The 23,182-nt window shown below is 70.3% G+C and carries 18 protein-coding genes and 1 tRNA gene; 11 read left to right on the forward strand and 8 right to left on the reverse strand.

What is annotated here, in order from left to right:
- Positions 1-5: 5 nt before the first annotated feature.
- From lpdA to ACH4S8_RS06985, 4 genes are all read left to right on the forward strand, one after another.
- Positions 6-1,406: a dihydrolipoyl dehydrogenase gene (gene lpdA, locus ACH4S8_RS06970; protein WP_398391635.1), complete on the forward strand. Its 1,401-nt coding sequence runs from the start codon at positions 6-8 to the stop codon at positions 1,404-1,406.
- An 18-nt stretch (positions 1,407-1,424) separates the two neighbouring features.
- Positions 1,425-2,159, forward strand: coding sequence for a hypothetical protein (locus tag ACH4S8_RS06975; protein WP_398391636.1), 735 nt, complete (start codon positions 1,425-1,427; stop codon positions 2,157-2,159).
- 91 nt (positions 2,160-2,250) lie between these two features.
- Positions 2,251-3,084 (forward strand): ABC transporter ATP-binding protein, encoded by an 834-nt coding sequence (locus ACH4S8_RS06980; protein ID WP_398391637.1) that lies wholly within the window; start codon positions 2,251-2,253, stop codon positions 3,082-3,084.
- A 242-nt stretch (positions 3,085-3,326) separates the two neighbouring features.
- Positions 3,327-4,058, forward strand: coding sequence for an FAD binding domain-containing protein (locus ACH4S8_RS06985; RefSeq protein ID WP_398391638.1), 732 nt, complete (start codon positions 3,327-3,329; stop codon positions 4,056-4,058).
- 282 nt (positions 4,059-4,340) lie between these two features.
- On the opposite strand, the gene ACH4S8_RS06990 is transcribed toward ACH4S8_RS06985, so the two are convergent.
- Together ACH4S8_RS06990 and ACH4S8_RS06995 are read right to left on the reverse strand one after the other, a co-directional pair.
- Entirely contained in the window at positions 4,341-4,736 is a 396-nt protein-coding gene (locus ACH4S8_RS06990) for a peptidoglycan-binding domain-containing protein (RefSeq protein ID WP_398391639.1), read from the reverse strand.
- An 87-nt stretch (positions 4,737-4,823) separates the two neighbouring features.
- Complete coding sequence (locus tag ACH4S8_RS06995; RefSeq protein ID WP_398391640.1) at positions 4,824-5,273, reverse strand: DUF2690 domain-containing protein; 450 nt, start codon at positions 5,271-5,273, stop codon at positions 4,824-4,826.
- 619 nt (positions 5,274-5,892) lie between these two features.
- Between ACH4S8_RS06995 and ACH4S8_RS07000 the strand changes: the two genes are divergently transcribed.
- Complete coding sequence (locus ACH4S8_RS07000) at positions 5,893-7,455, forward strand: MFS transporter (protein ID WP_398391641.1); 1,563 nt, start codon at positions 5,893-5,895, stop codon at positions 7,453-7,455.
- A gap of 130 nt (positions 7,456-7,585) precedes the next feature.
- On the opposite strand, the gene ACH4S8_RS07005 is transcribed toward ACH4S8_RS07000, so the two are convergent.
- Entirely contained in the window at positions 7,586-8,233 is a 648-nt protein-coding gene (locus ACH4S8_RS07005) for a TetR family transcriptional regulator (RefSeq protein WP_398391749.1), read from the reverse strand.
- Positions 8,234-8,508: 275 nt separating this feature from the next.
- Here ACH4S8_RS07005 and ACH4S8_RS07010 point away from each other — a divergent pair, with 275 nt between their 5' ends.
- From ACH4S8_RS07010 to ACH4S8_RS07020, 3 genes are all read left to right on the forward strand, one after another.
- Positions 8,509-8,988 (forward strand): hypothetical protein, encoded by a 480-nt coding sequence (locus tag ACH4S8_RS07010; RefSeq protein ID WP_398391642.1) that lies wholly within the window; start codon positions 8,509-8,511, stop codon positions 8,986-8,988.
- A 187-nt stretch (positions 8,989-9,175) separates the two neighbouring features.
- The gene (locus tag ACH4S8_RS07015) at positions 9,176-10,336 is read left to right on the forward strand and encodes a PP2C family protein-serine/threonine phosphatase (protein ID WP_398391643.1); all 1,161 of its coding nucleotides are present in this window, start codon (positions 9,176-9,178) and stop codon (positions 10,334-10,336) included.
- Positions 10,337-10,485: 149 nt separating this feature from the next.
- Complete coding sequence (locus ACH4S8_RS07020; RefSeq protein WP_398391644.1) at positions 10,486-12,135, forward strand: FAD-dependent monooxygenase; 1,650 nt, start codon at positions 10,486-10,488, stop codon at positions 12,133-12,135.
- A 34-nt stretch (positions 12,136-12,169) separates the two neighbouring features.
- Here ACH4S8_RS07020 and ACH4S8_RS07025 read toward each other — a convergent pair whose 3' ends face one another.
- Positions 12,170-12,622 carry a flavodoxin family protein gene (locus ACH4S8_RS07025; RefSeq protein WP_398391645.1) on the reverse strand — a complete coding sequence of 151 codons (453 nt, stop codon included), beginning with the start codon at positions 12,620-12,622 and terminating at the stop codon, positions 12,170-12,172.
- 434 nt (positions 12,623-13,056) lie between these two features.
- Here ACH4S8_RS07025 and adhE point away from each other — a divergent pair, with 434 nt between their 5' ends.
- The 3 genes from adhE (at position 13,057) to pflA (ending at position 18,992) form a co-directional block, all read left to right on the forward strand.
- Complete coding sequence (gene adhE / locus ACH4S8_RS07030) at positions 13,057-15,747, forward strand: bifunctional acetaldehyde-CoA/alcohol dehydrogenase (RefSeq protein ID WP_398391646.1); 2,691 nt, start codon at positions 13,057-13,059, stop codon at positions 15,745-15,747.
- Between the two features lie 76 nt (positions 15,748-15,823).
- Complete coding sequence (gene pflB, locus ACH4S8_RS07035) at positions 15,824-18,088, forward strand: formate C-acetyltransferase (protein WP_398391647.1); 2,265 nt, start codon at positions 15,824-15,826, stop codon at positions 18,086-18,088.
- Positions 18,089-18,164: 76 nt separating this feature from the next.
- Positions 18,165-18,992, forward strand: a complete 828-nt coding sequence (pflA, locus tag ACH4S8_RS07040; RefSeq protein WP_398391648.1) for a pyruvate formate-lyase-activating protein — start codon at positions 18,165-18,167, stop codon at positions 18,990-18,992.
- A gap of 328 nt (positions 18,993-19,320) precedes the next feature.
- Here pflA and ACH4S8_RS07045 read toward each other — a convergent pair whose 3' ends face one another.
- The 4 genes from ACH4S8_RS07045 to ACH4S8_RS07060 all read right to left on the reverse strand — a co-directional run bounded on the left by ACH4S8_RS07045 (position 19,321) and on the right by ACH4S8_RS07060 (position 23,078).
- Complete coding sequence (locus tag ACH4S8_RS07045; RefSeq protein WP_398391649.1) at positions 19,321-19,914, reverse strand: uridine kinase; 594 nt, start codon at positions 19,912-19,914, stop codon at positions 19,321-19,323.
- Between the two features lie 142 nt (positions 19,915-20,056).
- Positions 20,057-20,130, reverse strand: a tRNA-Met gene (locus ACH4S8_RS07050).
- A gap of 84 nt (positions 20,131-20,214) precedes the next feature.
- Entirely contained in the window at positions 20,215-20,646 is a 432-nt protein-coding gene (locus ACH4S8_RS07055) for a hypothetical protein (RefSeq protein ID WP_398391650.1), read from the reverse strand.
- A gap of 242 nt (positions 20,647-20,888) precedes the next feature.
- Complete coding sequence (locus ACH4S8_RS07060; RefSeq protein ID WP_398391651.1) at positions 20,889-23,078, reverse strand: DUF1996 domain-containing protein; 2,190 nt, start codon at positions 23,076-23,078, stop codon at positions 20,889-20,891.
- Positions 23,079-23,182: the final 104 nt, after the last annotated feature.

Below are 23,182 nucleotides of genomic sequence, written 5' to 3' on the forward strand. Positions count from 1 at the left end.
CCGCCATGAGCGCACACTTTGACGTGGTGGTCCTGGGCGCCGGCCCGGGAGGATATGTCGCGGCGATCCGGGCGGCCCAGCTCGGACTCAGCACTGCGATCATCGAGGAGAAGTACTGGGGCGGTGTGTGCCTGAACGTGGGGTGCATCCCGTCGAAGGCGCTGCTGCGCAACGCGGAGCTGGCCCACATCTTCACCCAGGAGGCCAGGACCTTCGGCATCCAGGTGAACGGCGAGGTGAGCTTCGACTACGGGGCCGCCTTCACCCGCAGTCGCAAGGTGGCGGACGGCCGCGTCAAGGGCGTCCACTACCTGATGAAGAAGAACAAGATCACCCAGTACACCGGCCGCGGCACCTTCCGCGACGACCGCACCCTCGACGTCGCCCTGTCCGACGGCGGCGCGGAGACGGTCACCTTCGGCCACTGCATCGTCGCCGCCGGCGCCACCACCAAGCTGCTCCCCGGAACCTCGCTGAGCGAGCGGGTGGTGACGTACGAGGAGCAGATCCTCTCGGACACCCTCCCCGACAGCATCGTCATCGCGGGCGCCGGCGCCATCGGTGTGGAGTTCGCCTATGTGCTCCACAACTACGGCGTCCAGGTCACCCTCGTCGAATTCCTCGACCGGATCGTCCCGTTGGAGGACGAGGAGGTCTCCTCCGAACTGGCCCGCCGCTACAAGCGGCTCGGCATCAACGTGCTGACCTCGACCCGGGTCGAGGCGATCGACGACTCCGGGGACCGGGTCAAGGTCATGGTGACCACGGGCGGCCAGCGACAGACGCTGGAAGCCGGCAAGGTGCTGCAGGCGATCGGGTTCCAGCCCCGTGTGCAGGGCTACGGGCTGGAGAACACCGGCATGAAACTCACCGACCGCGGGGCGATCGACATCGACGCCCGGTGCCGTACGAGCGTGCCGCACATCTACGCCATCGGTGACGTGACGGCGAAGCTCATGCTGGCCCACGCGGCCGAGTCGATGGGCATCGTGGCCGCCGAGACGATCGCCGACGCGGAGACGATGGAACTCGACTACGTGATGATCCCGCGGGCGACCTACTGCCAGCCGCAGATCGCCAGTTTCGGCTGGACCGAGGCGCAGGCCCGCGAGCGGGGCTTCGACGTCAAGGTGGCGAAGTTCCCGTTCACGGCGAACGGAAAGGCCCACGGTCTCGGTGAGACGGCCGGATTCGTCAAGATCCTCAGTGACGCCCGCTACGGCGAACTCCTCGGCGCCCATCTGATCGGCCCCGAAGTCACCGAGCTGTTGCCGGAGTTGACGCTCGCACAGCAGTGGGACCTGACGGTGCACGAGGTCGCGCGCAATGTGCACGGGCACCCGACCCTCGGCGAGGCGGTCAAGGAGGCCGTTCACGGGCTGGCCGGCCACATGATCAACATGTGACACGCGACAATCACCCGCATGGACGAAAGATCGAACGACACCGAGAGCCGGCTCGGCAGGATCGAACGGCTCCTGGAGTCCGGCGGGCGTGAGGTGGCGCCCGCCTGGCGGAGGGCGACGCACGGTGAGCCGCGCTGGGCGGTGACCGCCGCGATCCTGGCGGCGGTCGCCCTCCAGCTGAAGCTGCCGGAGCATCTGACCCTGCTGCCGTTCGGGGTGCTGCCGGGCCTGGAGGTGGTCCTGCTGATCGGCCTCGTCGCCGCGAACCCCCGCCGGGTCGAACCCCGGAACAGACGGCTGCGGTCGCTGGGCCTGGCTCTGATCTGCCTGATCAGCCTGGCCAACGGCTGGGCCGCGGCCCAACTGGTGCGGGGCCTGGTCCACGGCACCGAGGGGTCGGGCGCGGCGACGCTGCTACTGACCGGCGGCAACATCTGGCTGACGAACGTCATCGTGTTCGCCCTGTGGTACTGGGAGCTGGACCGAGGCGGACCGGCGAACCGGATGATGGGCCAACGGCAGTTCGCCGACTTCCTCTTCGTCCAGATGCAGAGCCCCGAATCCGCGCCGCCCGACTGGGAGCCGGCGTTCCTGGACTATCTGTACCTCTCCTTCACCAACTCCACCGCGTTCAGCCCGACCGACGTGATGCCGCTGTCCCGCTGGGCCAAGATGCTGATGATGCTCCAGTCCACGGTCTCCCTGATGACCGTGGTGCTGGTGGTGGCCCGCGCGGTCAACATCCTCAAGTGACCGCCACCGTCCACTAAGCGGACGCACCGGCAACAAGATGCTCACTGCAACTAGTGTGTGAGGCGCGCCGACCGATCGAGGGGAGCCGGACATGGCCGAGGTGCGGACCGAGTCGGACGTCGCCGACGGGGAGACGGTGGTCGCGCTCCGCGATGTGAGCGTCCACCGTCACACGAACAGCCAGGTGATCCTCGCGGGGATCGACTGGACGGTCCGGGCCGGTGAGCACTGGGCCCTGCTCGGAGCCAACGGCGCGGGCAAGACGACCCTGCTGCGGCTGCTGGGCGCGCTCATGCATCCGACCACGGGGAGCGTCGAGGTGCTCGGTTCCCGGCTCGGCCGGGTCGACGTGCGCGAGCTGCGTGCCCGCATCGGCCATGTGAGCACGGCCCAGCGCGTACCGCAGGACCTCGACGCGCACGCCGTCGTCCTGACGGGCCACACCGGCACGGTGCAACCGCTGTGGCGGAAGTACGACGCCGAGGTGCGCCGGCGGGGCCACGAACTGCTCGCCGAGCTGGACATCAAGGAACTGGCCGACCGGCCGTACGGGGTCTGCTCGGGCGGGCAGCGGGCCCGGATCCTGATCGCGAGGGCGCTGATGGCCGAGCCGGCCCTGCTGCTGCTCGACGAGCCGTTCAACGCCCTGGACCTGCCCTCCCGCGAGGATCTCGTCGAGGCCATGCAGCGGCTGGCCGGGAGCCGCCCGGAGCTGGCCACCGTGACGGTCACCCACCATCTGGAGGAGCTGTCCCCCGCCGTGAGCCACACCCTGCTCCTGCGCGAGGGGCGCGTCCTCGCACAGGGACCCGTCGACGAAGCCCTGACCGACTCCTGGATGACGAGCTGCTTCGGGCGCCGGATCACCGTGGTCCGGCACGGCGGACGATGGGCGGCCTATTCCGGTTCCCACCAGGGTAGTTGACAGCGGTACGAAGCAACTCGCGGCGCGGGAAGGGAAAGTGACGGGCGCTCCTGCCGCCCCACGAGCGCGGACGACGCGGGCCGGCCCCGGCTCGGCGTGTCCGCACGGCGGGGCGCACCGGTCGAGGGCGTGTGCTCTGTACGCGCCCCCGTCCGAACGGTGAAAATGCGCCTGTCGACGGCGATTTCGCCAAGACACCTAGTACCCCGCCGCCAAGTCACCAGGAAAGCAGGTCGGCTGTCGTGCTGTTGCGTCTGCCCTCGTCCGTGTCCGAAGCACAGGAGTGCCTGACCGAAGGAGCAGTGCCGATCGGCGGCGCCACGCTGGTGTGGGCCACCTGGCAACGGGACGGGTTCCCCGACCACGCCATGTCGCTGCGCGATCTCCCGGAGGCCAACACGATCGGGCACGAGTCCCTCGGTGCCGCCGTGGTGCTGAACCGGATAGACGACCGGGTGCCGGAGGTGCTCCGCCGCGCGGCCGCCGGTGTGGGGACCGGCGCCGTGCGCCGGACGGCCACGGTGGGCGGCAACATCGTCGGCAGCACGCTGCGGTGTCTGCTGCCCGCGGCGCTCGTCCTGGACGCCCGCGCGGTGATCCTGGAGCCGGAAGGCGTCACCGAGACCGACCTGGCCGAGGTGCTCGCCAAGCGTCAGCTGCTCCTGAGCCTGCGCTGGCGGACACCGGTCACCAGCAGCTATCACAAGGCCGCGGCCGAGCCGGGCGGGCCGTCGCCGCTCGTCGTCGCCGCCGCCCTGCACGCCGGGGACGGCGGCCGGGCCCGCCTGCGCGTCGCGGTCCGCTCCGACGACGAGGTGTTCAGCGAGAGCACCGTGTGCCACGGCGGTTCCGAGGAGATCCTGCGCACCCTGCGCGACGGTTCCTTCGGCCGTCTTCCGGCCACGGCCTGGGAGCTCGTCGGCCGCCAGGTGACCGACCTCCTGGCGCGCCCCGGGACGTCGGCCGCCGGGTGACCGGCCTCCCGACGCACCCCGGGACGTCGGCCGCCGGGTGACCGGCCTCCCGACGCACCCCGGGACGTCGGCCGCCGGGTGACCGACCTCCCGACGCACCCCGGGACCCGCCGACTCGGCCCTTGACGCCCGTCGTCGAACGGTGCGCCGAACTCGACCACTCGGTTCGGTGACGATGCGGACCGGCTGCGGCGGGCACGGGCGCCGTCGGCGACGTGGATCCGCGGAGCCCAGCTCCTGGCCCCGGCGGTGCGGGGCCAGGAGCTGGGCCGCGAGGGCCGTTCAGGAGATCTGGTAGTTGCCCGTGACCCAGTCCAGGCAGCTCATGGTGTTGTGCCCGGCGATGCCGTCGACGCCGCCGGCGCAGTGGAAGTCGCCCTGGAACTGCCTGACCCACTTCAGGGTGTTCTGGCCGAAGTAGCCGTCCGTCGCGAGGCCGGCCCCGTAGGCCTGGTTCAGCATCTGCTGCAGGATGATCACGCAGCCGTCCTGAGTGCCGGGGGCGTAGGAGAGGTTGTGGTCGGGAACCCACCAGCTGTGCGGGGCCCGGTCCGCGTTGTACCACTGGATCATGTAACAGTTGCCGCCCGCCGAGGCGTTCGTGGCGGTGGCCACGGTACCCAGGCCCGCGAGCATGACCGCGCTGACGGCGGTGCCGACGATCTTCTTGAGCTTCATCCCTGAAGTCCTTCCGGTGTTCATTGCGTCGATCGGTGAGACAGGACCGCCGTCCGGCCGTGGCGGACGGCGGCACACGGCTCGGGCTCAGTAGCGGGCGGTGTCGACCTGGCCCGAGTTGTAGCCGTTGGACGCCGAGGCGGAACCGGAGGCGTAGGACTGGACGCCCGCGTCGTTCAGCATCGGGGTGTAGCAGGAGTACTGCCCCATGGAGGAGTTCCAGGACAGGCTGTCGCACCGGTCCCAGTCCCAGTTCGAGGTGCGCGTGATGGTGGCCGTGCCGTAGGGGCCGGTCGAGCGCACGCGCGCCCAGACGGTGCGGCAGGCGGTGCTGTAGCGCAGTTCGATCGTGCCGACCTGGGTGCTGCCGACGTAGATCCCGCTCGACTTCGCCGTGATGGCGGTGTTCGCGCAACCGCTGGAGATCGGGTCCTGGCCGTCATAGGCGGCGGCGCTGGCGCTCCCCGTGAATCCGACGGCGAGGGCGATCGAGGCGGTCGCGACGGCGAGCGACTTCTGGACGACGGAGATCCGCATGTAAAGGTCACCTTGTATGTAGTTACTGTGATTTGACGCATCATCATAAGATCGCACCGGCGATTCCTTGATCCACTTGAACCCAGCAAATCCGGACAACAGGGCTGGATCCAGACCATGATCTACATCACTCGCCGATGCGCTGACCTGATGTCAACTACCCGACAGACAAACGGAATTGCCGCCTCCTCCACTCGGCCGCGGCTCGCCCGGCCCAAGCACCGAAACCCTCCGGGCCGGTCCGGTCCCCGCCCTCCGGACGCGGAGACCGGTACGCGCTCGCCCGGGCCCTCGGGACGGGGCAGGGGCAGGGCCAAAGGACGGGGCAAGGAACAGGTCAGGGACCGGAAATTCAACAGGTGCCGGTCAGTCGTACCGATCCGGGAAAAGGGGCGTCGGCGAGCTCGTCCCCGGTGAATCGCCGCCCCTGGCACCCCAGCCCGCTGACCTGCGTTTCCGCCTGGATCGGTGCCGAGGGACCGTGTTCGTACGCGGCCCCTCGACACCGGCCGTCGGCCCGTACCCCTAATTCATCAACATGGAAATCGTGTCCCCGACTCCCGACTCTGGGTCCAGGCACCGGGAACCTCCCGGACCGCTCGGACGAAGGACGGAGCACATGCCCTCCACGCTCACCCCCGCCGCCGGTTCCACACCGGCCGCACGCCACAACCTGGTCCTGGTGGTCACCTGCCTCGCCCTCGGCACGGTGGTCGCCGCCATGGCGTCGCTCAATGTGGCGCTGCCCTCTCTCGCCCGCGAGACGCATGCCACGCAGACGCAGCTGTCCTGGATCATCGACGCCTACAGCCTGGTCTTCGCCTCGCTGCTGCTGCCGGCCGGCGCCCTGGGGGACCGTTTCGGCCGCAGGCGGGCCCTGCTCGCGGGACTGGCGATCTTCGGTGCCGGTTCCGCCGCCGCCGCGCTGACGACCGAGCCCTCGGCGCTCATCGCGCTGCGCGGCGTCCTCGGAGTGGGCGCGGCGCTGGTCATGCCGGCCACGCTGTCGACCATCACCAGCACGTTCCCGCGCGCCCAGCGGGCTCGGGCGGTGAGCGTCTGGGCAGCGGTCGCCGGAGCCAGTGCCCTGGTGGGCCTGTTCGCCTCCGGGGCCCTGCTGGAGGGCTGGTCATGGCGCTCGGTGTTCCTCCTGAACGTCGCCCTGGCCCTGGTCGCCCTCGTCGGGACGCTGCTGTTCGTGCCCGAGTCCGCGGAGCCGCAGCAGCCGCGGCTCGACGTCGGCGGGGCTCTTCTCGCCGTGGCGGGCCTGGTCACGCTGGTCTACTCGGTCATCGAGGCTCCGACCCGCGGCTGGGCCGACCCGGTCACCCTCGCGGGCATCGGACTGGGTCTCGCGGTGCTCACGGGGTTCGTCCTCTTCGAACTGCGCCGCGAGAACCCGCTGCTGGACCCCCGGCTGTTCCGCAACCGCCACTTCGCCGCGGGCTCGCTGTCGATCATGCTTCAGTTCTTCGTGTTCTTCGGGTTCGTCTTCGTGATGATGCAGTACCTGCAACTGGTGCGGGGCGACAGCGCGTTGATGGCGGCCACCGCCATGCTGCCCATGGCGGTGACCATGGTGCCGGTCTCCCGCGCCGCCCCTGTGCTGGTCGGCCGGTTCGGCTTCCGGGGACCCTGGGTGGCCGGTCTCGCCGGTGTCGCGACGGGCATGGGGGTCCTCTCCCGGCTCGACGCGTCCAGCCCGTACTGGCTGATCGCGGCCGGTCTCGTGCCGCTGGGCGCGGGAATGGGCCTGGCCATGACGCCGGCCACGACCTCCATCACGGACGCCCTGCCGCGCTCGCTGCAGAACGTCGGCTCGGCCATGAACGACCTGGCGCGTGAGCTCGGCGGCGCCCTCGGGATCGCCGTCCTCGGCAGCCTGCTCAGCGCCGCCTACCGCAACCACCTGAGCCTGCCCGGTCTGCCGCAGCAGGTGGCGGACGCGGCCCGCTCCTCGCTGGCCGCCGCCCACGCCGTCGGCGGTCCGGTCTCCGCCCGGGCGACGACCGCCTTCGTCGACGGCATGCACCTGGCGCTCGCCGCCGCCGCCGGGGCCGCCCTGCTCGCCGCCGTCGCCGTCGCGGCGCTGCTGCGTTCCGCTCCGCGACCGGAGGCGCCCGCCGAGCCGCAGGACACGCCGGAGGCCGTCGGCGCACGGAAGCAGCCCTCGCACCTCTGAGACGGCCGCCTTCCGAGACGGCCGCTGAAAGGACCGGACCGGCTCCTCGCACCGCGCGAGGCGCCGGTCCTCGGCGCGTCGCGCCCCGCACCCTGGGCCGGAACGGAACAAGGTGGAACGGAACGACGGATCAGGGGCGCGGCACCGTGCGCCCCTGCGGCCGGGCCCTTCGCGCGGGGCGTCCGGGGCCGAGCAGTGCCTGCCGCAGTTGCGGGCTCATGAAACGGACCACGTCCTCGGTCGTCATGGAGACGACCGGCTCCAGGCGCAGCAGATAGCGGGCGGCGATCAGTCCGGCGATCACGGTGGTGAACGCGGCGGCACGGTGCCGGGCGTCCCGTCCGGGCACGAGGCCCGCGATCCGGTCGACGATCTCGCGCTCGACCGCCTCCTTCACCAGCGCGCCCAGGGAGTCGTCGTCGATCGCGGTCTTCAGCATCGCGATCAGGGGCGGACCGGTCACGGGGTCGTCCCAGACGGCGACGACCTGACGGGCGACCCGTTCGGGGAAGGTGGTGAGGTCCCCTTCCTCCACGACCCGTGCGAGGAGTTCGGCCGGGTTCGCGCCCAGCGCCAGAGCGGCACCGAACAGGCCCTTCTTGGAGCCGAAGTAGTAGCTGATGAGGGCGAGGTCGACCCCGGCCTCGGCGGCGACGGACCGCAGGGTCACCGCGTGATAGCCGTCCTCCAGGAAGCGGCGCCGGGCGACGTCCAGGATCGCGGCCCGGGTGTCCGGGCTTCCCGGCCGGCGCCCGCGATGCGAGCCGGGTTTATTCATCACGGACGAATTCTACGGCGGCGAGAGTGTAGCCGTGCGCGCCCGTCGTGTCGTCCGGTGTTCCGGCGCGTCACTGTGCGCATGGATGCGTCGCGCCGCGTTTCCCCGCGTGGCTCTGTGTGCCGACGTGTCGCCCTGTGTACCGATGCTGGACACTTCTTACGAAATGGCATCGTTAATCCGTATGAGTGGTACATCACACACCGAGGCCGTAGCGTCGAGGCAGAGCCGACACGCTGACGGCCACATGACAGAGCGTCCCGCACGGAGCTGATATGCGCACAAACTCGATCCGGACCGCGTTCACCGTCCTCGCGGCCGCGGCGCTCACAGCGGTGATGGGTACCGCTTCCGCCACCCCCGGCCCCGCCGCATCCGCCGCCCCCGCCGCCTCGCACCCCGCGAAGCAGCGGCAGGCGCCCCCCGTACTCGTGGACTGCCTGTGGCACCCGGATGTGCGCCCCACCGACTTCATCCTGGCCTGCGGCGACGGCAACAGCCGCCTGGTCTCGCTCCACTGGTCGCACTGGAACCAGAACTCCGCGGTCGCCCGGGGCGTCAACATGGTGAACGACTGCAAGCCGTACTGCGCGGCGGGCAAATTCCACTCGTACCCGGTCGTCGTCGTGCTGGACCACCCGCAGCAGTGGAAGAAGAGGCCGCAGCTGCAGCACTACACGCGGATGACGCTGGTCTACACCCACGACCACCCGGACGGCTACGCGCACAAGGTCACCTACCCGCTGTGGAACTGACGCCGGTCCCCCGCGGACCCGGCATCGCCCGCTGACGGCCGCGGCCACAAGCCGCTCCAGGGGGCACCCCGGAACCGAGGCTCGCGCAGGACTCGCCGACGGTGAACACCGTACGGAATCCCGCAGCCACAGAAACAGGTACAAAATGGGGCATGTGGGTATGCGGCGCATGTCAGTGGACCGTCTTGTGGAGCAGCCGTCGAACCGCGGCCTGGTGGCGATCCCCCTCGCGTTGATCGTCGTGATCACGGTGGTGGACATCCGCTCCCCCACCGACGTGCACCTGGGCCCACTGCTGGTGATCGCACCGACCCTGACGGCCTCGCTCGCGGGCCCCGGGCTGACGGCCCTGGTCGGCCTGCTCGCCGTCGCCGCCCAGGTGGTCATCGCCGTCCTGCACGGCGGACTGGGCACCACCAATCACATCGCGCAGCTCATCGCCCTCGTGGTGCTCTCCGCCCTGGTGGTGTTCGTGTGTCATGTACGGGAGCGGCGCGCCCGGGAGCTGGTGCGGGCGCGCTCGGTCGCGGAGACCGCGCAACGGGTGCTGCTGCGGCCCCCGCCGCGCCGGATCGGTCCGCTGCGCGTGGCCTGGCTGTATCTGGCCGCCGAGGACGACACGCAGATCGGCGGCGACCTGTTCGCGGTCACCCGGGCCGCCGGGGCGTCCACCCGCCTCATCATCGGGGACGTACGGGGCAAGGGGCTGGCCGCCATCGGCGAGGCCTCGGTGGTGCTGGGCGCCTTCCGCGAGGGCGCCCACCGGTACGCCACGCTGCCGGAGCTGGCGGCGGCCCTGGAGGTGAGCGTGTGCCGGGACCTGGACGAGGTGGCCGACACCGAGCACGACCCGGGCGAACACTTCATCACGGCGCTCGTTCTCGACATCCCCGACGACGGCACCCAGGCCCAGATGATCAACTGTGGTCATCCGCCGCCACTGCTCCTGCGCGACCACGAGGTCAGCGTCCTGTACGCACGGCACCCCGTGCCCCCGCTGGGCATGTGCGAGCTGCCGGCCTCCAGCCACCACACCGATCCGTTCACGTTCGAGGCCGGCGACTTCCTGCTGCTGTACACCGACGGCGTGATCGAGGCCCGCTCCCCCGAGGGCGTCTTCTACCCCCTGGCCGAGCGGGTCGCCACGTTCCCCGCCTCCAGCCCCGACGTCCTGCTGCGCCACATCCACGACGACCTCGTCCGGCACATCGGTGACGAGCCCGGCGACGACGCGGCCTTCCTGATCGTCGAACGCGCCCCCGCGCACCACCTCCATCTCCCCCACTTCCCGGTGGACGGCCATCACCGGCTCGGCACCGACGGAGCCCAGCCTCCCGCACCGCGCTGAACCGCCCGCACCCCGCCGAACCGGAAGAGCCGCACGGCCGGCGGGACCGACGTGGCCGCGCCGGTCGCCCGAGTAGCGAGGGCGCTCACCGCGGGGCCAAGATGGAGGAAGATCGACTCGACGCAGGGGGCTGACACCGGGAGGCTCCCGTGGCGCACACCTTCGCAACCGACGTCGTGGTGGCGGGTGCGGGCCCGGTGGGTCTGACCGCGGCCGCGGAACTGCGCAGACGTGGCGTCCGCTGCCGTGTCGTCGACCGGCTCCCGGCACGACTCCCGTACGCGAAGGCGGTGGGGATCCAGCCGCGCACGCTGGAGATCTGGGACCACATGGGCCTCACCCGCACGGTCCTCGAGGCGGCCGTACCGATGTACGGGCAGCTGGCCTACGTCAACGGCGCCGAACAGCCCCGGATCGACCTCGTCCTGCCGCCCGAGGTGCCGTACCGCTTCGCCGCGTTGCCGCAGTACGAGACCGAACGCATCCTCGAAGGGCACCTCGCGCGGTTCGGGACCGGGATCGAACGGAGCACGGAACTGGTCTCGTTCAGCCAGGACTCCGACGGCGTGAGCGTCGCCCTGCGGTCGGCGTCCGGTGCGGAGGAAGAGGTCAGGGCGCGCTATCTGGTGGGCTGCGACGGCGCGCACAGCATCGTACGCAAGCAACTGGGTCTCACCTTCGAGGGCAGCGCGTTCCCCGAGGAGTACATGCTCGGTGACGTGGAGGTGGACTGGGACCTGCCGCGGGGCTACGGCGTCCGCTCCATGCACCGGAACGAGAACGGCGAGGTGGACGACCTCCTGGTGTGCATCCCGCTGCCCGGCCGGAACCGGTACCGCATGTCGATGATGGTCCCACCCGAACTCTCCGTGACGGGGCGAAGCGGCGGGCCAAGCGGGCCGGGCGACGGCGTCGTCCACGGTCTGGAGGGCGGGGACGCCCCCGCGCTCCCCGACATCCAGGCCGTGCTGGACCGGTTGTCCCCACTGCCCACGACCGCCTCCTGTCTGCGCTGGGCCTCGGTCTTCCGCATCAGCCACCGGATCGTCGACCGCTACGGCGACGGCCGGGTCTTCGTCGCGGGCGACGCGGCGCACATCCACCCCCCGACCGGCGCCCAGGGCATGAACACCGGGATCCAGGACGCCTGGAACCTGGCCTGGAAGCTCGCCCTCGCCGTCGAGGGCGGCGCGAGCGACGGCCTGGCCGCCAGCTACGACGCCGAGCGGCGGCCCGTCGGTGCGGAAGTCGTCGAGCGCACGGTCCGCCACGCGACCCGGGGCATCCAGGCCGACCGGGCCGACCCGGAGACCGTCATGCTGCGCGAGGCCCAGCTGCTCGTCGGCTACCGCGACAGCCCGCTGGTGGGCCCCGCCTCCGCGGGACCCGGGCTCCGGCCGGGCGACCGGGCACCCGACTGCACCGGCCTCGCGGCACACATCGCCGCCTTCCCGCTGCGCCTGTACGACCTCCTGCGCGACCGCGGACACATGCTGCTGGTGTACGGGGACGGCGAGGAGGGCGGCCGGCTCGCCAAGGCGGCGGACGAGTTCTCCGGCGGGCGGGTCGGCACCTGCGTGATCCGGCCCTCCGGCACCGCCGTGGAGACCTCGTCCCCGCCCGCGTACGTCGACACGCTCGGCGAGTTCGCCCGTCTTTACGGGGTCTTTGACGGGGCGACCGCCTTCCTGGTCCGCCCGGACGGATACATCGGCGCCCGCCTGTCCCCGCCGACGGCGACGGGGCTGACAGCCCACCTCGCCCGCACCTTCACCCCGGCCGGCTCCGGGACGCGGTGACGGCGTTGCCGTGCGCCGACCTCGACGCGGCAGATCAGTCCATCAATCGGGCCGCGAGGGTCGCGCCGAGTTCCCAGCACGCCTCGGTGCCGGCCTTGCCCGGCTCGCCGGTCACCTTCACCGCCTCGGCCGCGCGGCGCCAGCCGAGGCCCGTCGTCACGGACTCGATGGCGCGCACCGCTCCCGTGACGTCGTTCCCGCCGTGTACGTAGTAGCCGAAGGGGCGCCCGACCGTCGTGTCCAGGCACGGGTAGTAGACCTGGTCGAAGAAATGCTTCAGCGCGCCCGACATGTAACCGAGGTTGGCCGGGGTGCCGAGCACATAGCCGTCGGCGGCCAGCACGTCCGAAGCGGTCGCCTCCAGCGCCGCCCGCCGCACCACCCGGACGCCCTCGATCTCGGGCGCCGTGGCGCCGGAGAGCACGGCCTCGAACAGGGACTGGCAGTTGGGCGAGGGCGTGTGATGCACGATCAGCAGAGTAGGCACACCCCGCACCCTGCCGCGCCGCCCGCCGCCGGCGCAAGCACCGCCGGGACGGACCGGCGGCCGGCCGAAGACGGTGCTCGTGACGTACGGCGCCCGCGCGCCGGGCGAACACCGCCCGTTCCCGAACCAGGCATCCCGGCATCGCACCGCACCGCACGCACCCGTTCCGGAACCAGGCGCCCCGGCATCGCACAGCACACACCCGATCCGGAACCAGACACCCCGACTCAGCACCGCACGCGCCCGAGTCCACTCGGTGACACCGCCCCTCACCTGCGCGGATCCGCGCAGGTGCACCGTCCGTCACCTGCGACGAACGGCCCGGAAGCGCCTCCCGCCCGGCTGCACGATCCGGTGCGCGGTGCAAGGCTGGAAGTAATCCGGAGCCGCTGAAGCCCGGCTGTTTCGGCACACCGCCACCGAAGGGTGATCCGATGACCAGCCGCAAGAAGAGGGACGGCCAGCAATCCTCCGGGGCCGGCACAGCCCCCGCGTCCGCCGCCCGATCCCAGCCCCCCGGGGTCGAGCAGGACGTCGACGAACTGGTGGCACGCGGCCTGGAGGCATTGGAAGAGTATGCCGAGTACACCCAGGAACAGATCGACCACATAGTGAAGAAGGCCAGTCTGGCCGCGCTCGCCGAGCACACACGGCTCGCCATGATGGCGGTCGAGGAGACCGGGCGCGGCGTCTTCGAGGACAAGGCCGTCAAGAACATCTTCGCCTGCGAGAACATCACCCACTCGATGAAGGGCGTGAAGACCGTCGGCGTGATCCGCCGCGACGACATCGACGGGATCGTGGAGATCGCCGAGCCCGTCGGGGTGCTCGCGGGCGTCACCCCCGTCACGAACCCCACGTCCACCACCATCTTCAAGTCCCTCATGGCGCTGAAGACCCGCAACCCGATCATCTTCGGCTTCCACCCGGCCGCGCAGAACTGCTCCGCCGAGGCCGCCCGGATCGTCCGGGACGCGGCCGTGCGGGCGGGTGCCCCGGCCCATTGCGTGCAGTGGATCGAGCGGCCTTCGAAGGAGGCCACCAGCGCCCTGATGAACCACCCCGGAGTGGCGTCGATCCTGGCCACGGGCGGCAACGCGATGGTCCGGGCCGCCTACAGCTGTGGCAAGCCCGCACTGGGCGTCGGGGCCGGCAACGTACCCGCGTACATCGAGAAGAGCGCCCAGATCCAGCGTGCGGTCAACGACGTGGTGCTGTCCAAGACCTACGACTACGGCATGGTGTGCGCCTCGGAACAGGCCGTGATCCTGGACCGGGAGATCCGTGACGAGGCGATCTCCGAGTTCCGCAAGCTCAAGGCGTACACGGTCAACGACCAGGAGAAGGCGCTGCTGGAGGCGTACCTGTTCGGGGTGGGCGCCGAACAGCAGGGCGGACGCGACTGCGCGGGCGCCCAGTTGAACGCCGACATCGTCGGACAGAGCTCGGTCGCCATCGCCGAGGGTGCCGGCTTCGAGGTGCCGGGGGACACCTCGGTGCTCCTGGTCGAGGTCTCCGAGGTCGGTGTGGAAGAGCCGCTGACCAGGGAGAAGCTCTGCCCGGTGCTGGCCGTGCTGACGGTGGACAGCCGGGCCGAAGGCGTACGGCTGGCCACCGAGATGGTGGAGTTCAACGGTCTGGGCCACTCGGCCGCCGTGCACACCGAGGACGCGGCCTTCGCCGAGGAGTACGGGCACGCGGTCAAGGCCTGCCGGGTCATCTGGAACGCGCCCACCTCCCAGGGCGGCATCGGTGACGTCTACAACGCGTTCATGCCGTCCCTGACCCTGGGCTGCGGCTCGTACGGCAGCAACTCGGTCTCCGGCAACGTCACCGCGCTCAACCTGATCAACATCAAGCGCATCGGGCGGCGGAACAACAACATGCAGTGGTTCAAGGTCCCGCCGAAGATCTACTTCGAGCGCGATTCCATCAAGTACCTCGCGGACGTGCGCGGTTCCCGCAAGTTCGTCGTCGTCACCGACAAGACGATGGTGGAGATCGGGCACCTGGAGCGGATCCGCAACGTCCTGAGCCGCCGCAGCGAGATCCCCGAGATCCGGGTGATCGACAACGTCGAGCCCAACCCGAGCCTGGACACCGTGCAGAAGGGCGCCGAGATGATGCGCCACTTCGAGCCGGACACCATCATCGCGCTCGGCGGCGGCTCGCCGATGGACGCCGCCAAGGTGATGTGGCTGATGTACGAGCATCCGGAGCTGGAGTTCGCCGACCTGAAGGAGAAGTTCTTCGACATCCGCAAGCGCGCCTTCACCTTCCCCGACCTGGGGGAGAAGGCCAGGCTGGTGTGCATCCCGACCACCTCGGGCACCGGCAGTGAGGTGACCCCCTTCGCGGTGATCACCGACACCGCCACCGGCCAGAAGTACCCGCTGGCCGACTACGCGCTGACCCCGAGCGTGGCGATCTGCGACCCGGCGCTGACCCTGGACCTGCCCAGGAGCGTCGCCGCCGACTCGGGATTCGACGCGCTGACCCACTGCCTGGAGACCTACGTCTCGGTGTACGCCAACGACTTCACCGACGGACTGGCGCTGCAGGGCATCAGGCTGATCTTCGACAACCTGGAGAAGGCCGTCAACGAGGGTGCGGCCGACCCGGTCGCGCGGGAGAAGATGCACAACGCCGGCACGATCGCCGGCATGGCCTTCGGGTCCGCGTTCCTCGGCGTGGTGCACGCCATGGCACACACCCTGGGCGCGACCTTCCACGTCGCGCACGGCCGCACCAACGCGCTGCTGCTGCCGCACGTCGTCCGCTACAACGGGTCGGCGCCCACCAAGGTCACCAGCTGGCCGAAGTACCACAACTACGTCGCCCCCGAGCGCTACCAGACGATCGCCCGGATGCTGGACCTGCCGGCCGACACGCCGGAGGAGGGTGTGGAGTCCCTCGCCCACGCGCTGGAGGAACTGCGCGAGAAGGTCGGTATCCCGCGGTCGTTCAAGGACGCCGGGGTCGACGAGGCGGCGTTCCTGGAGGCGCTGCCCGAGCAGGCGATGAACGCCTACGAGGACCAGTGCGCGCCCGCCAACCCGAGGCTGCCGATGCTGGCCGACATGCAGGAACTGATGCGCCGCGCCTACTACGGCGACCCGGTGTGAGTCCTCGTACGAACGGCACGGACCGCACCGCACGAACCGCACGTCCCTTGATCGACCGCGAAGGAGTCGTACACCGATGACCACGCAGCAGCAACGGTCCGTCCGCAGCGCCTGGGACGGCTTCCGGGGAGGTCTGTGGCGGGACGAGATCAACGTACGGGACTTCATCCAGCAGAACTACACCCCGTACGAAGGTGACAGCTCCTTCCTTGCCGGTGCCACCGAGCGCACCACGGCCGTCTGGAAGAAGATCACCGATCTGTTCCCCGAGGAGCGCGCCAAGGGCGTCCTGGACGTGTCGTACGACGTCCCGTCCACCATCACCGCGCACCCGCCGGGCTATATCTACCGCGACCGGGAGCTGATCGTCGGTCTGCAGACCGACGCCCCGCTGAAGCGGGCGATCATGCCCTTCGGCGGCTGGCGGATGGTGGCCGGGGCACTGCAGACCTACGGCTATCCCGTCTCGCCCGAACTGGAGAAGGTCTTCACCCAGTACCGCAAGACCCACAACGCCGGGGTGTTCGACGCGTACACCCCGGACATCCGGGCCGCGCGGAAGGCCGGCATCGTCACCGGCCTGCCCGACGCCTACGGCCGGGGCCGCATCATCGGCGACTACCGCCGGGTCCCGCTGTACGGCGTCGACCGGCTGATCGAGGCCAAGCAGGAGGAGAAGGCCGGCCTGGACGCCATGCCCCGCGACGCCTCGCGCCTGGAGGAGGTGATCCGCGAACGGGAGGAGGTCTCCGAGCAGATCAGGGCGCTCGGCGAGCTGAAGGAGATGGCCGCCTCGTACGGCTGCGACATCTCGGGTCCGGCGAGCACCGGCCGGGAGGCCGTGCAGTGGCTGTACTTCGCCTACCTCGCGGCGGTGAAGGAGCAGAACGGCGCGGCGATGTCGCTCGGCCGCACCTCCACCTTCCTCGACGTCTACCTCCAGCGGGACATGAACGCCGGGATCCTCGACGAGAGCACCGCGCAGGAGCTGATCGACGACTTCATCATCAAGCTGCGGATCGTCCGTTTCCTGCGCACCCCGGAGTACGACGAGCTGTTCTCCGGCGACCCGACCTGGGTCACGGAGTCCATCGGCGGCATCGGCGCGGACGGCCGCACCCTGGTCACCCGCACCTCCTTCCGCTACCTGCAGACCCTCTACAACCTGGGCCCGGCCCCCGAGCCCAACATGACGGTCTTCTGGTCGCCGGCGCTGCCGCAGGGTTTCAAGGAGTTCTGCGCGCAGGTCTCGATCGACACCTCCAGCCTGCAGTACGAGTCGGACGAACTGATGCGTCCGCGCTTCGGCGACGACACCGCCATCGCCTGCTGTGTCTCGGCGATGGAGGTCGGCAAGCAGATGCAGTTCTTCGGCGCCCGGGTCAACCTCGCCAAGACGCTGCTGTACGCCATCAACGGCGGCCGGGACGAGCTGTCCGGCCACCAGGTCGGGCCGGCCACCGGGGCGATCGACGCCGAGGTGCTGGACTACGACGAGGTGCTGGGCCGCCTCGACCAGCAGATGGAGTGGCTGGCCGAGACCTACGTCCACGCCCTCGACGTCATCCACTACATGCACGACAAGTACGCCTACGAGCGGCTGGAGATGGCGCTCCACGACCATGACATCCGGCGGACCATGGCCTGCGGCATCGCCGGGCTCTCGGTCGCCGCGGACTCCCTGTCGGCGATCAAGTACGCCGAGGTCACCCCGGTGCGGGACGACACGGGGCTGGCCGTGGACTTCCGTATCGAGGGCGAGTACCCGGCGTACGGCAACAACGACGAGCGGCCCGACGCCATCGCGGTGTGGCTGGTCGAGGAGTTCATGCGCAAGGTGCGCAAGCACCCCACCTACCGGGGCTCCGAACACACCCAGTCGGTGCTCACCATCACCTCCAACGTGGTCTACGGGAAGAAGACCGGCAACACGCCCGACGGCCGCCGCGCGGGCGAGCCGTTCTCGCCGGGCGCCAACCCGATGAACGGCCGTGACACCCACGGTTACGTCGCCAGCGCACTGTCGGTGGCCAAGCTGCCCTACGAGCAGGCGGAGGACGGGGTCTCGCTCACGAACACGATCACCCCCGACGCACTGGGACGCACCCCGGAAGACCGGATCCGCAACCTGGCCGGCGTCCTGGACGGCTTCGTCACCTCCCAGGGCTTCCACATGAACGTCAACGTGCTCAACCGGGACACACTGATGGACGCGATGGAGCACCCGGAGAAGTACCCGCAGCTCACCGTCCGGGTCAGCGGTTACGCGGTCAACTTCGTGCGGCTGACGCGTGAGCAGCAGCTCGACGTGCTGGGCCGCACTTTCCACGGGTCGCTGTAGCCGCCGGCCTCCCGGGGGAGCGCGGACCGCCCGCCGCGCTCCCCCGGGAACCGCCACGACGTCAGGAGGCCTCGCCATGTCCCTGATCCAGCCGGGAAACGCTCTCCCGCCCATCCTCTCCGGCGGCCCCGACAGGCCGGTCGAGGAGGCCGTTCCCCGGCGCGGCACCGGTCCGGTCACCGGATCGGTGCACTCCTGGGACCTATCCACCGGTGTCGACGGGCCCGGCACCCGTTTCGTCGTCTTCGTCGCCGGCTGCCCGCTGGCCTGTCTGTACTGCCACAATCCCGACACCCTGCGGATGAGCAACGGCAAGCGGGCCACGACCGACGAGGTCGTCGCGGAGGCGGCCAGGTACGTGCAGTTCATTCGCGCCTCGGGCGGCGGCTTCACCGTCAGCGGGGGCGAACCGATGCTCCAGCCGGACTTCGTCGGCGAGATCCTGCGCCGCTGCCACGACGACCTGGGCCTGCACACCGCCCTGGACACCTCCGGCTTCCTCGGCGCCCGCGCCACCGACACCATGCTGGAGAGCGTCGACCTGGTGCTCCTGGACATCAAGTCCTGGGACCGCGAGCTCTACGTGCGCCTCACCAGCCGTCAGCTGGAGCCGACCCTGGTCTTCGCCCGTCGCCTGGCCGCACTCGGCAAGGAGGTCTGGATCCGCTTCGTCCTGGTCCCGGGTCTGACCGACCCCCCGGAGAACGTGGCGGGAGTCGCCGCTTTCACGGCGTCCCTGGGCAACGTCACCCGTGTCGACATCCTGCCCTTCCACAAGCTCGGCTCCGACAAGTGGGCCGGGCTGGGCATGGACTTCACCCTCGCCGCCACCCCCGTCCCGAGCGCCGCCCAGATAGCCGAAGCCCGCTCCGTCTTCGCCTCGTACGGCCTGAACGCGGTGTGACCGCGCCGTCGTGCGCATCCGGCCGACGGCGTGGTCGACACGCCCGACCCGACACGCCCGGAGCACCCCGGAGGGGACCCGCCGAACAGCTGATATGCTCATTCTCGAGCCCGCACCGAACACTCGGTGACGAGCCCGGCGTTGGTGGTCCAAGGAAAGACGCCCCGCTTCCTGCGGGGAAATGCAGGTGCAAGGCCTGCCCGGCGCTCCACACACACCGCCTCCGGTCGTCCGACCGGAGGCGGTGTTTTTTCATGTGGCCCACCGGCCGGGCTCGGTCCTGATCCGAACCGGGGCCCGGCCGGCGTCCGGGGCGTCGTGGCCCCCGTCAGTGCCCGGGGACCACGAGATCCGCCCGCTCCCGGGGGCGGGTCGTGCTCAGGTAGTGCTCCTCGGCCAGGCGCCAGCGGGCCTCCCAGTCGATCGGACCGTGGTCGTCACCGCGCGCCCGCAGCCGGCGCATGGACTCCTCCGGCGGGGTGTCGACGTAGACGATCAGGTCGTAGTGATCCGCGAGTTCGGGCCGCGCCGTGTAGACCCCCTCCACGAGGACGATGCCGTCACAGGCGACGGCATGCGCCTCGTCGGCCGCCAGGGATCCGCTCGGCCAGTCGTAGCGCCGGTAGTACGCGTCATGGCCGGTGGCGAGCGGGGTGAGGAGCTCGTCGCGCAGCCGCTGCCAGTCGAAGTAGCGGTCGTAGCCCTGCGCGGGGGTCAGCGCGGCACGTTCGTCCGCGTCCATCGGACGGTAGAAATCGTCTCCGTGCACGACCACGGCATCACCGAGCCGGGCCACGGCCGACGCCAGGGTCGACTTGCCCGAACCGCCCATACCGTCGACCGCGATCAGCACCAGTCCCTGGTCGCCCCGAGCGCGGGCGGCGGCCACGACGCGCTCCGCGACTGTTTCGATCTTCGTCATGGGGCGATTGTGGCGTCATCGAGCGCACGGCCTCCGCCGAATGAGCACACTCGTATGTTCCGACGACCGGCGGGTCCCGCCGGACCTGGAGCACAACACGACGAAGGGGCCGACAGATGATGTCGGCCCCTTCGGCTTCGAGTAGCGGGGACAGGATTTGAACCTGCGACCTCTGGGTTATGAGCCCAGCGAGCTACCGAGCTGCTCCACCCCGCGTCGGTGAACACAACTCTACGTCATCTTTTCCGGACCCACGACCATGATCGTCCGTCGGCGGGCGGCCGGGCCGCTCCGAGGGGGTCACACGTCCGTGGGCAGACCGCTCACCTCGGCGATGCCGCGCAGTTCCTCGTCCTGGCGGTGCCGCTCCCCGATGAAGTCGGCGATCTCCTTGCACCGCTCGGGATCGTCCGCCGTGCCCGAGTCCGTGACGACCCGCACGACACCGATCTCCTCGGTCTCCAGCTCGACGATCCGGTTGTCCAGCCGTCCCGTGACGGCCACGGCGACCACGAGGGACGCCTCGTCACGGACCTCCTGCGGGACGCTCTCGGGTTCCGCGCCGTCGAGACACAGTTCGATCGCTCCCACCCTCTCCTCCCTGATCGCTTCGAGTACGGGCTCGACCATGCGCAGCAAGAGCGCGTAGTCCGCCGGATCCATACGCAGGCGGAGCATTTCGAGGTACAGGTCGAGGGGCCGGTCATCCGGTGCCTGCTCTGATGCGTCCATGGAGCTTCGCCTTCCCCAATGTGGACGACATGATCGCGTCTTCCACCAGCATGCTGTGAATCGGCGCGCACCGCCGGTCGAGACGGCCGCCCGGAACATGGCCGAGGGGGCTCGTGCCCTGTCAGCACAGGCCACGAGCCCCCTCAAACTCGTCTTTCGGAACTCGTCCGTCAGAACTCGTCCGGCGGGTTTCGTCCGTCAGGGTTCATCCGTCGGGAGTCACCGGTGCCGGACGGTCCGTGTCACCCGTAGGCGCGCCGGATGCGGTAGAGCACGAAGATGCCGGAGAGGACGAAGATCCCGCCGATCACGCCCGGCCACAGGTTCGCCCCGGTCTCGGCGAGCCCGCCGGTCCCGACCGCCTGTCCCTGCGGCTCGACCCCCGAAGTGGCGGGCGGGTAGGACTCGGCCGCCGGCTCCGTCTGCGCGGGTGTCCCCACCTCGCCGCCCTGGTCGTCACCCGGGGTCTCCTGCGCGGCGGACGAGCCGTCGCCGGCCGACGACGTCACGTCGGACTTGGGCTCGACCGTGGCGGGAGGTGCGTCGTCGCCCGCCGGCTCGGTGCCCGGCGTCCCGTCGGTGGGCTCGGCGCTCTGGCCGCCGCCGTTGTCACCGGATCCGGTGCCACCCTTGCCGCCGTTGCCGCCGTTACCGCCGTTGCCGTCGGACGGGTCGTCCGCGGTGGGCGCCGGCTCCTCGGAGGGGTTCTCCGAGGGGTTCGGGTCCGCCTCGGACGGGTTCGGGGCCGCCTCCGAGGGGTTCGGCTCGGCGCTCTGCGACGGCTTGTCGGTGGCTGGAGGGCTCTCCTGCTGTCCGCCGCCACCGTTGCCGTTGCCGCCACCGTTGCCGTTGCCGCCGCCGTTGCCGTTGCCGCCACCGTTGCCGTTGCCGCCGCCGTTGCCGCCGCCGTTACCGGCGCCCGCGCCGCACTTCTTGCCGCTGTTGATGCAGTCGACCATGTCGTTCATCAGGCCTTCGTCGAAGACGTTGATGAAGTCGCCGTGGTCCGTGATCGGCTTGTGGAGGTTCTCCGGGAAGGAGTCCACCGCGAACAGGGGCGACGTACGGCCGCCGTCCTGGAGGCTCGGCGCGTCGATGGCGTAGACGATGCGCTGCACCAACTGCGGAATGGCCTTGAAGTTGGCCGGGCAGTTGCCCTGGGCGTCCGCGAAGGCCACGTGGGTGCGGTGGTTGGCGCTGTCGATGTTCGCGCCGTCCCAGCAGCTCTGGAACTTGAAGGTGCGCACCACGTCGCTGCCCTGCGGGCAGAGGGGGTACTTGTCCTTCAACTGCCGGTCCTCGAAACCGGTGCAGCTCCAGGAGGCGTTGGCGTTCGCGGGCCCGTTGACGAACGCCTTGGCGTCGCCGGTGATGATGCGCAGCAGGCGGGGCATGGCCGTGACCTTGCTGCGCGGGTTGCCGACGAAGGTCAGCGTGACCTGCTTGGGCGTGACGATCTGGCCGGCGTTGCCCTCGGTCCCGCCTCCGGGCGCGCCCGCGTCGCGTTCCTGCTTGCCGTTCTGGAGGCGCACCACGGGCCAGTAGTACGAGGACTTGTCGCCCTTGTCCTGGCAGGAGGTGTCGGCCTTGGACAGGTCGTCGTCACTGGCGAAGGCGGTGTTGGACTGGTTGCCGATGTAGTCGTGGAAGTGGTGGGCGCCGTTGGAGACACCGGGAGCCACGATCACGTTGTCCGAGTTGAACAGTCCGTTGGCGTTGACACCGCAGCTGGAGACGAACTCGCCCTGGGAGGCGTCGGCCTGGGGCTGCGGGGTCTGCACGTTGGGCTGGACGGACTTGATGTCCGCGTAGTCGGCGACGACGGGACCGTTGCCGGCCGCCGGGGTGCCGCCCTGCTGGCCGCCCTGGTTCTGGGCCGCGCCGCTCGGACTCGGGGATGCGCTCCCCTGGTTCTGCGGCGCGGAGCTCTGGCCGGCGTCCGCCCCGGTGCCGGGCTGGTTGCCGGAGGGGCGGAGGATGCAGGGAGCGAGAGCGTCGAGCCCGCTCGGCGGGTCGCCCGCCGCGTCGATGGCGGCCACGATGCGGCCGATCGACTCGGACCGCTTCTCCTTCAGCGGATTCATCACCGCGTCGGCGCCGTTGTCGCCGTTCTGCTGCATCTGGTCGGCGTTCGCCTGGAGTTGCTGATAGGCCGCGGCGATCTGCTGGTCCAGATCCGCGAGTTCCTTGTCGACATCTGCCTTCGCGGCGTCCGGGACCGTCTTCAACTGCTCTCCGACGTCCGGGCAGTCGATGGTGACGGACCCGGCGGACAGGACGTGGACGCCCGTCGGGTCGCCGCCCGCCCCGGTCTCGGTCGCGGAGGCGTAGACGTTGACTGCCAGCAGTCCGCCTCCGCCCAATATCAGTGCGAAAGCGGCAGAGGTCGCGCGGCGTACGCCCGTGGGGCGTCTTCGCGTGTTGCGTCCCAAGGTGGTGCTCCTACGCGTCGTGGTCGGCTCGGCATGGTTTTCCCCCGGCCCTATACGCACGCGGGTCCCGTTGTGTTCAACCGTCTCCCGCATTCACAGCGATC

The organism is Streptomyces sp. NPDC021080, from assembly GCF_044333225.1.
Classification (GTDB): Bacteria; Actinomycetota; Actinomycetes; order Streptomycetales; family Streptomycetaceae; genus Streptomyces.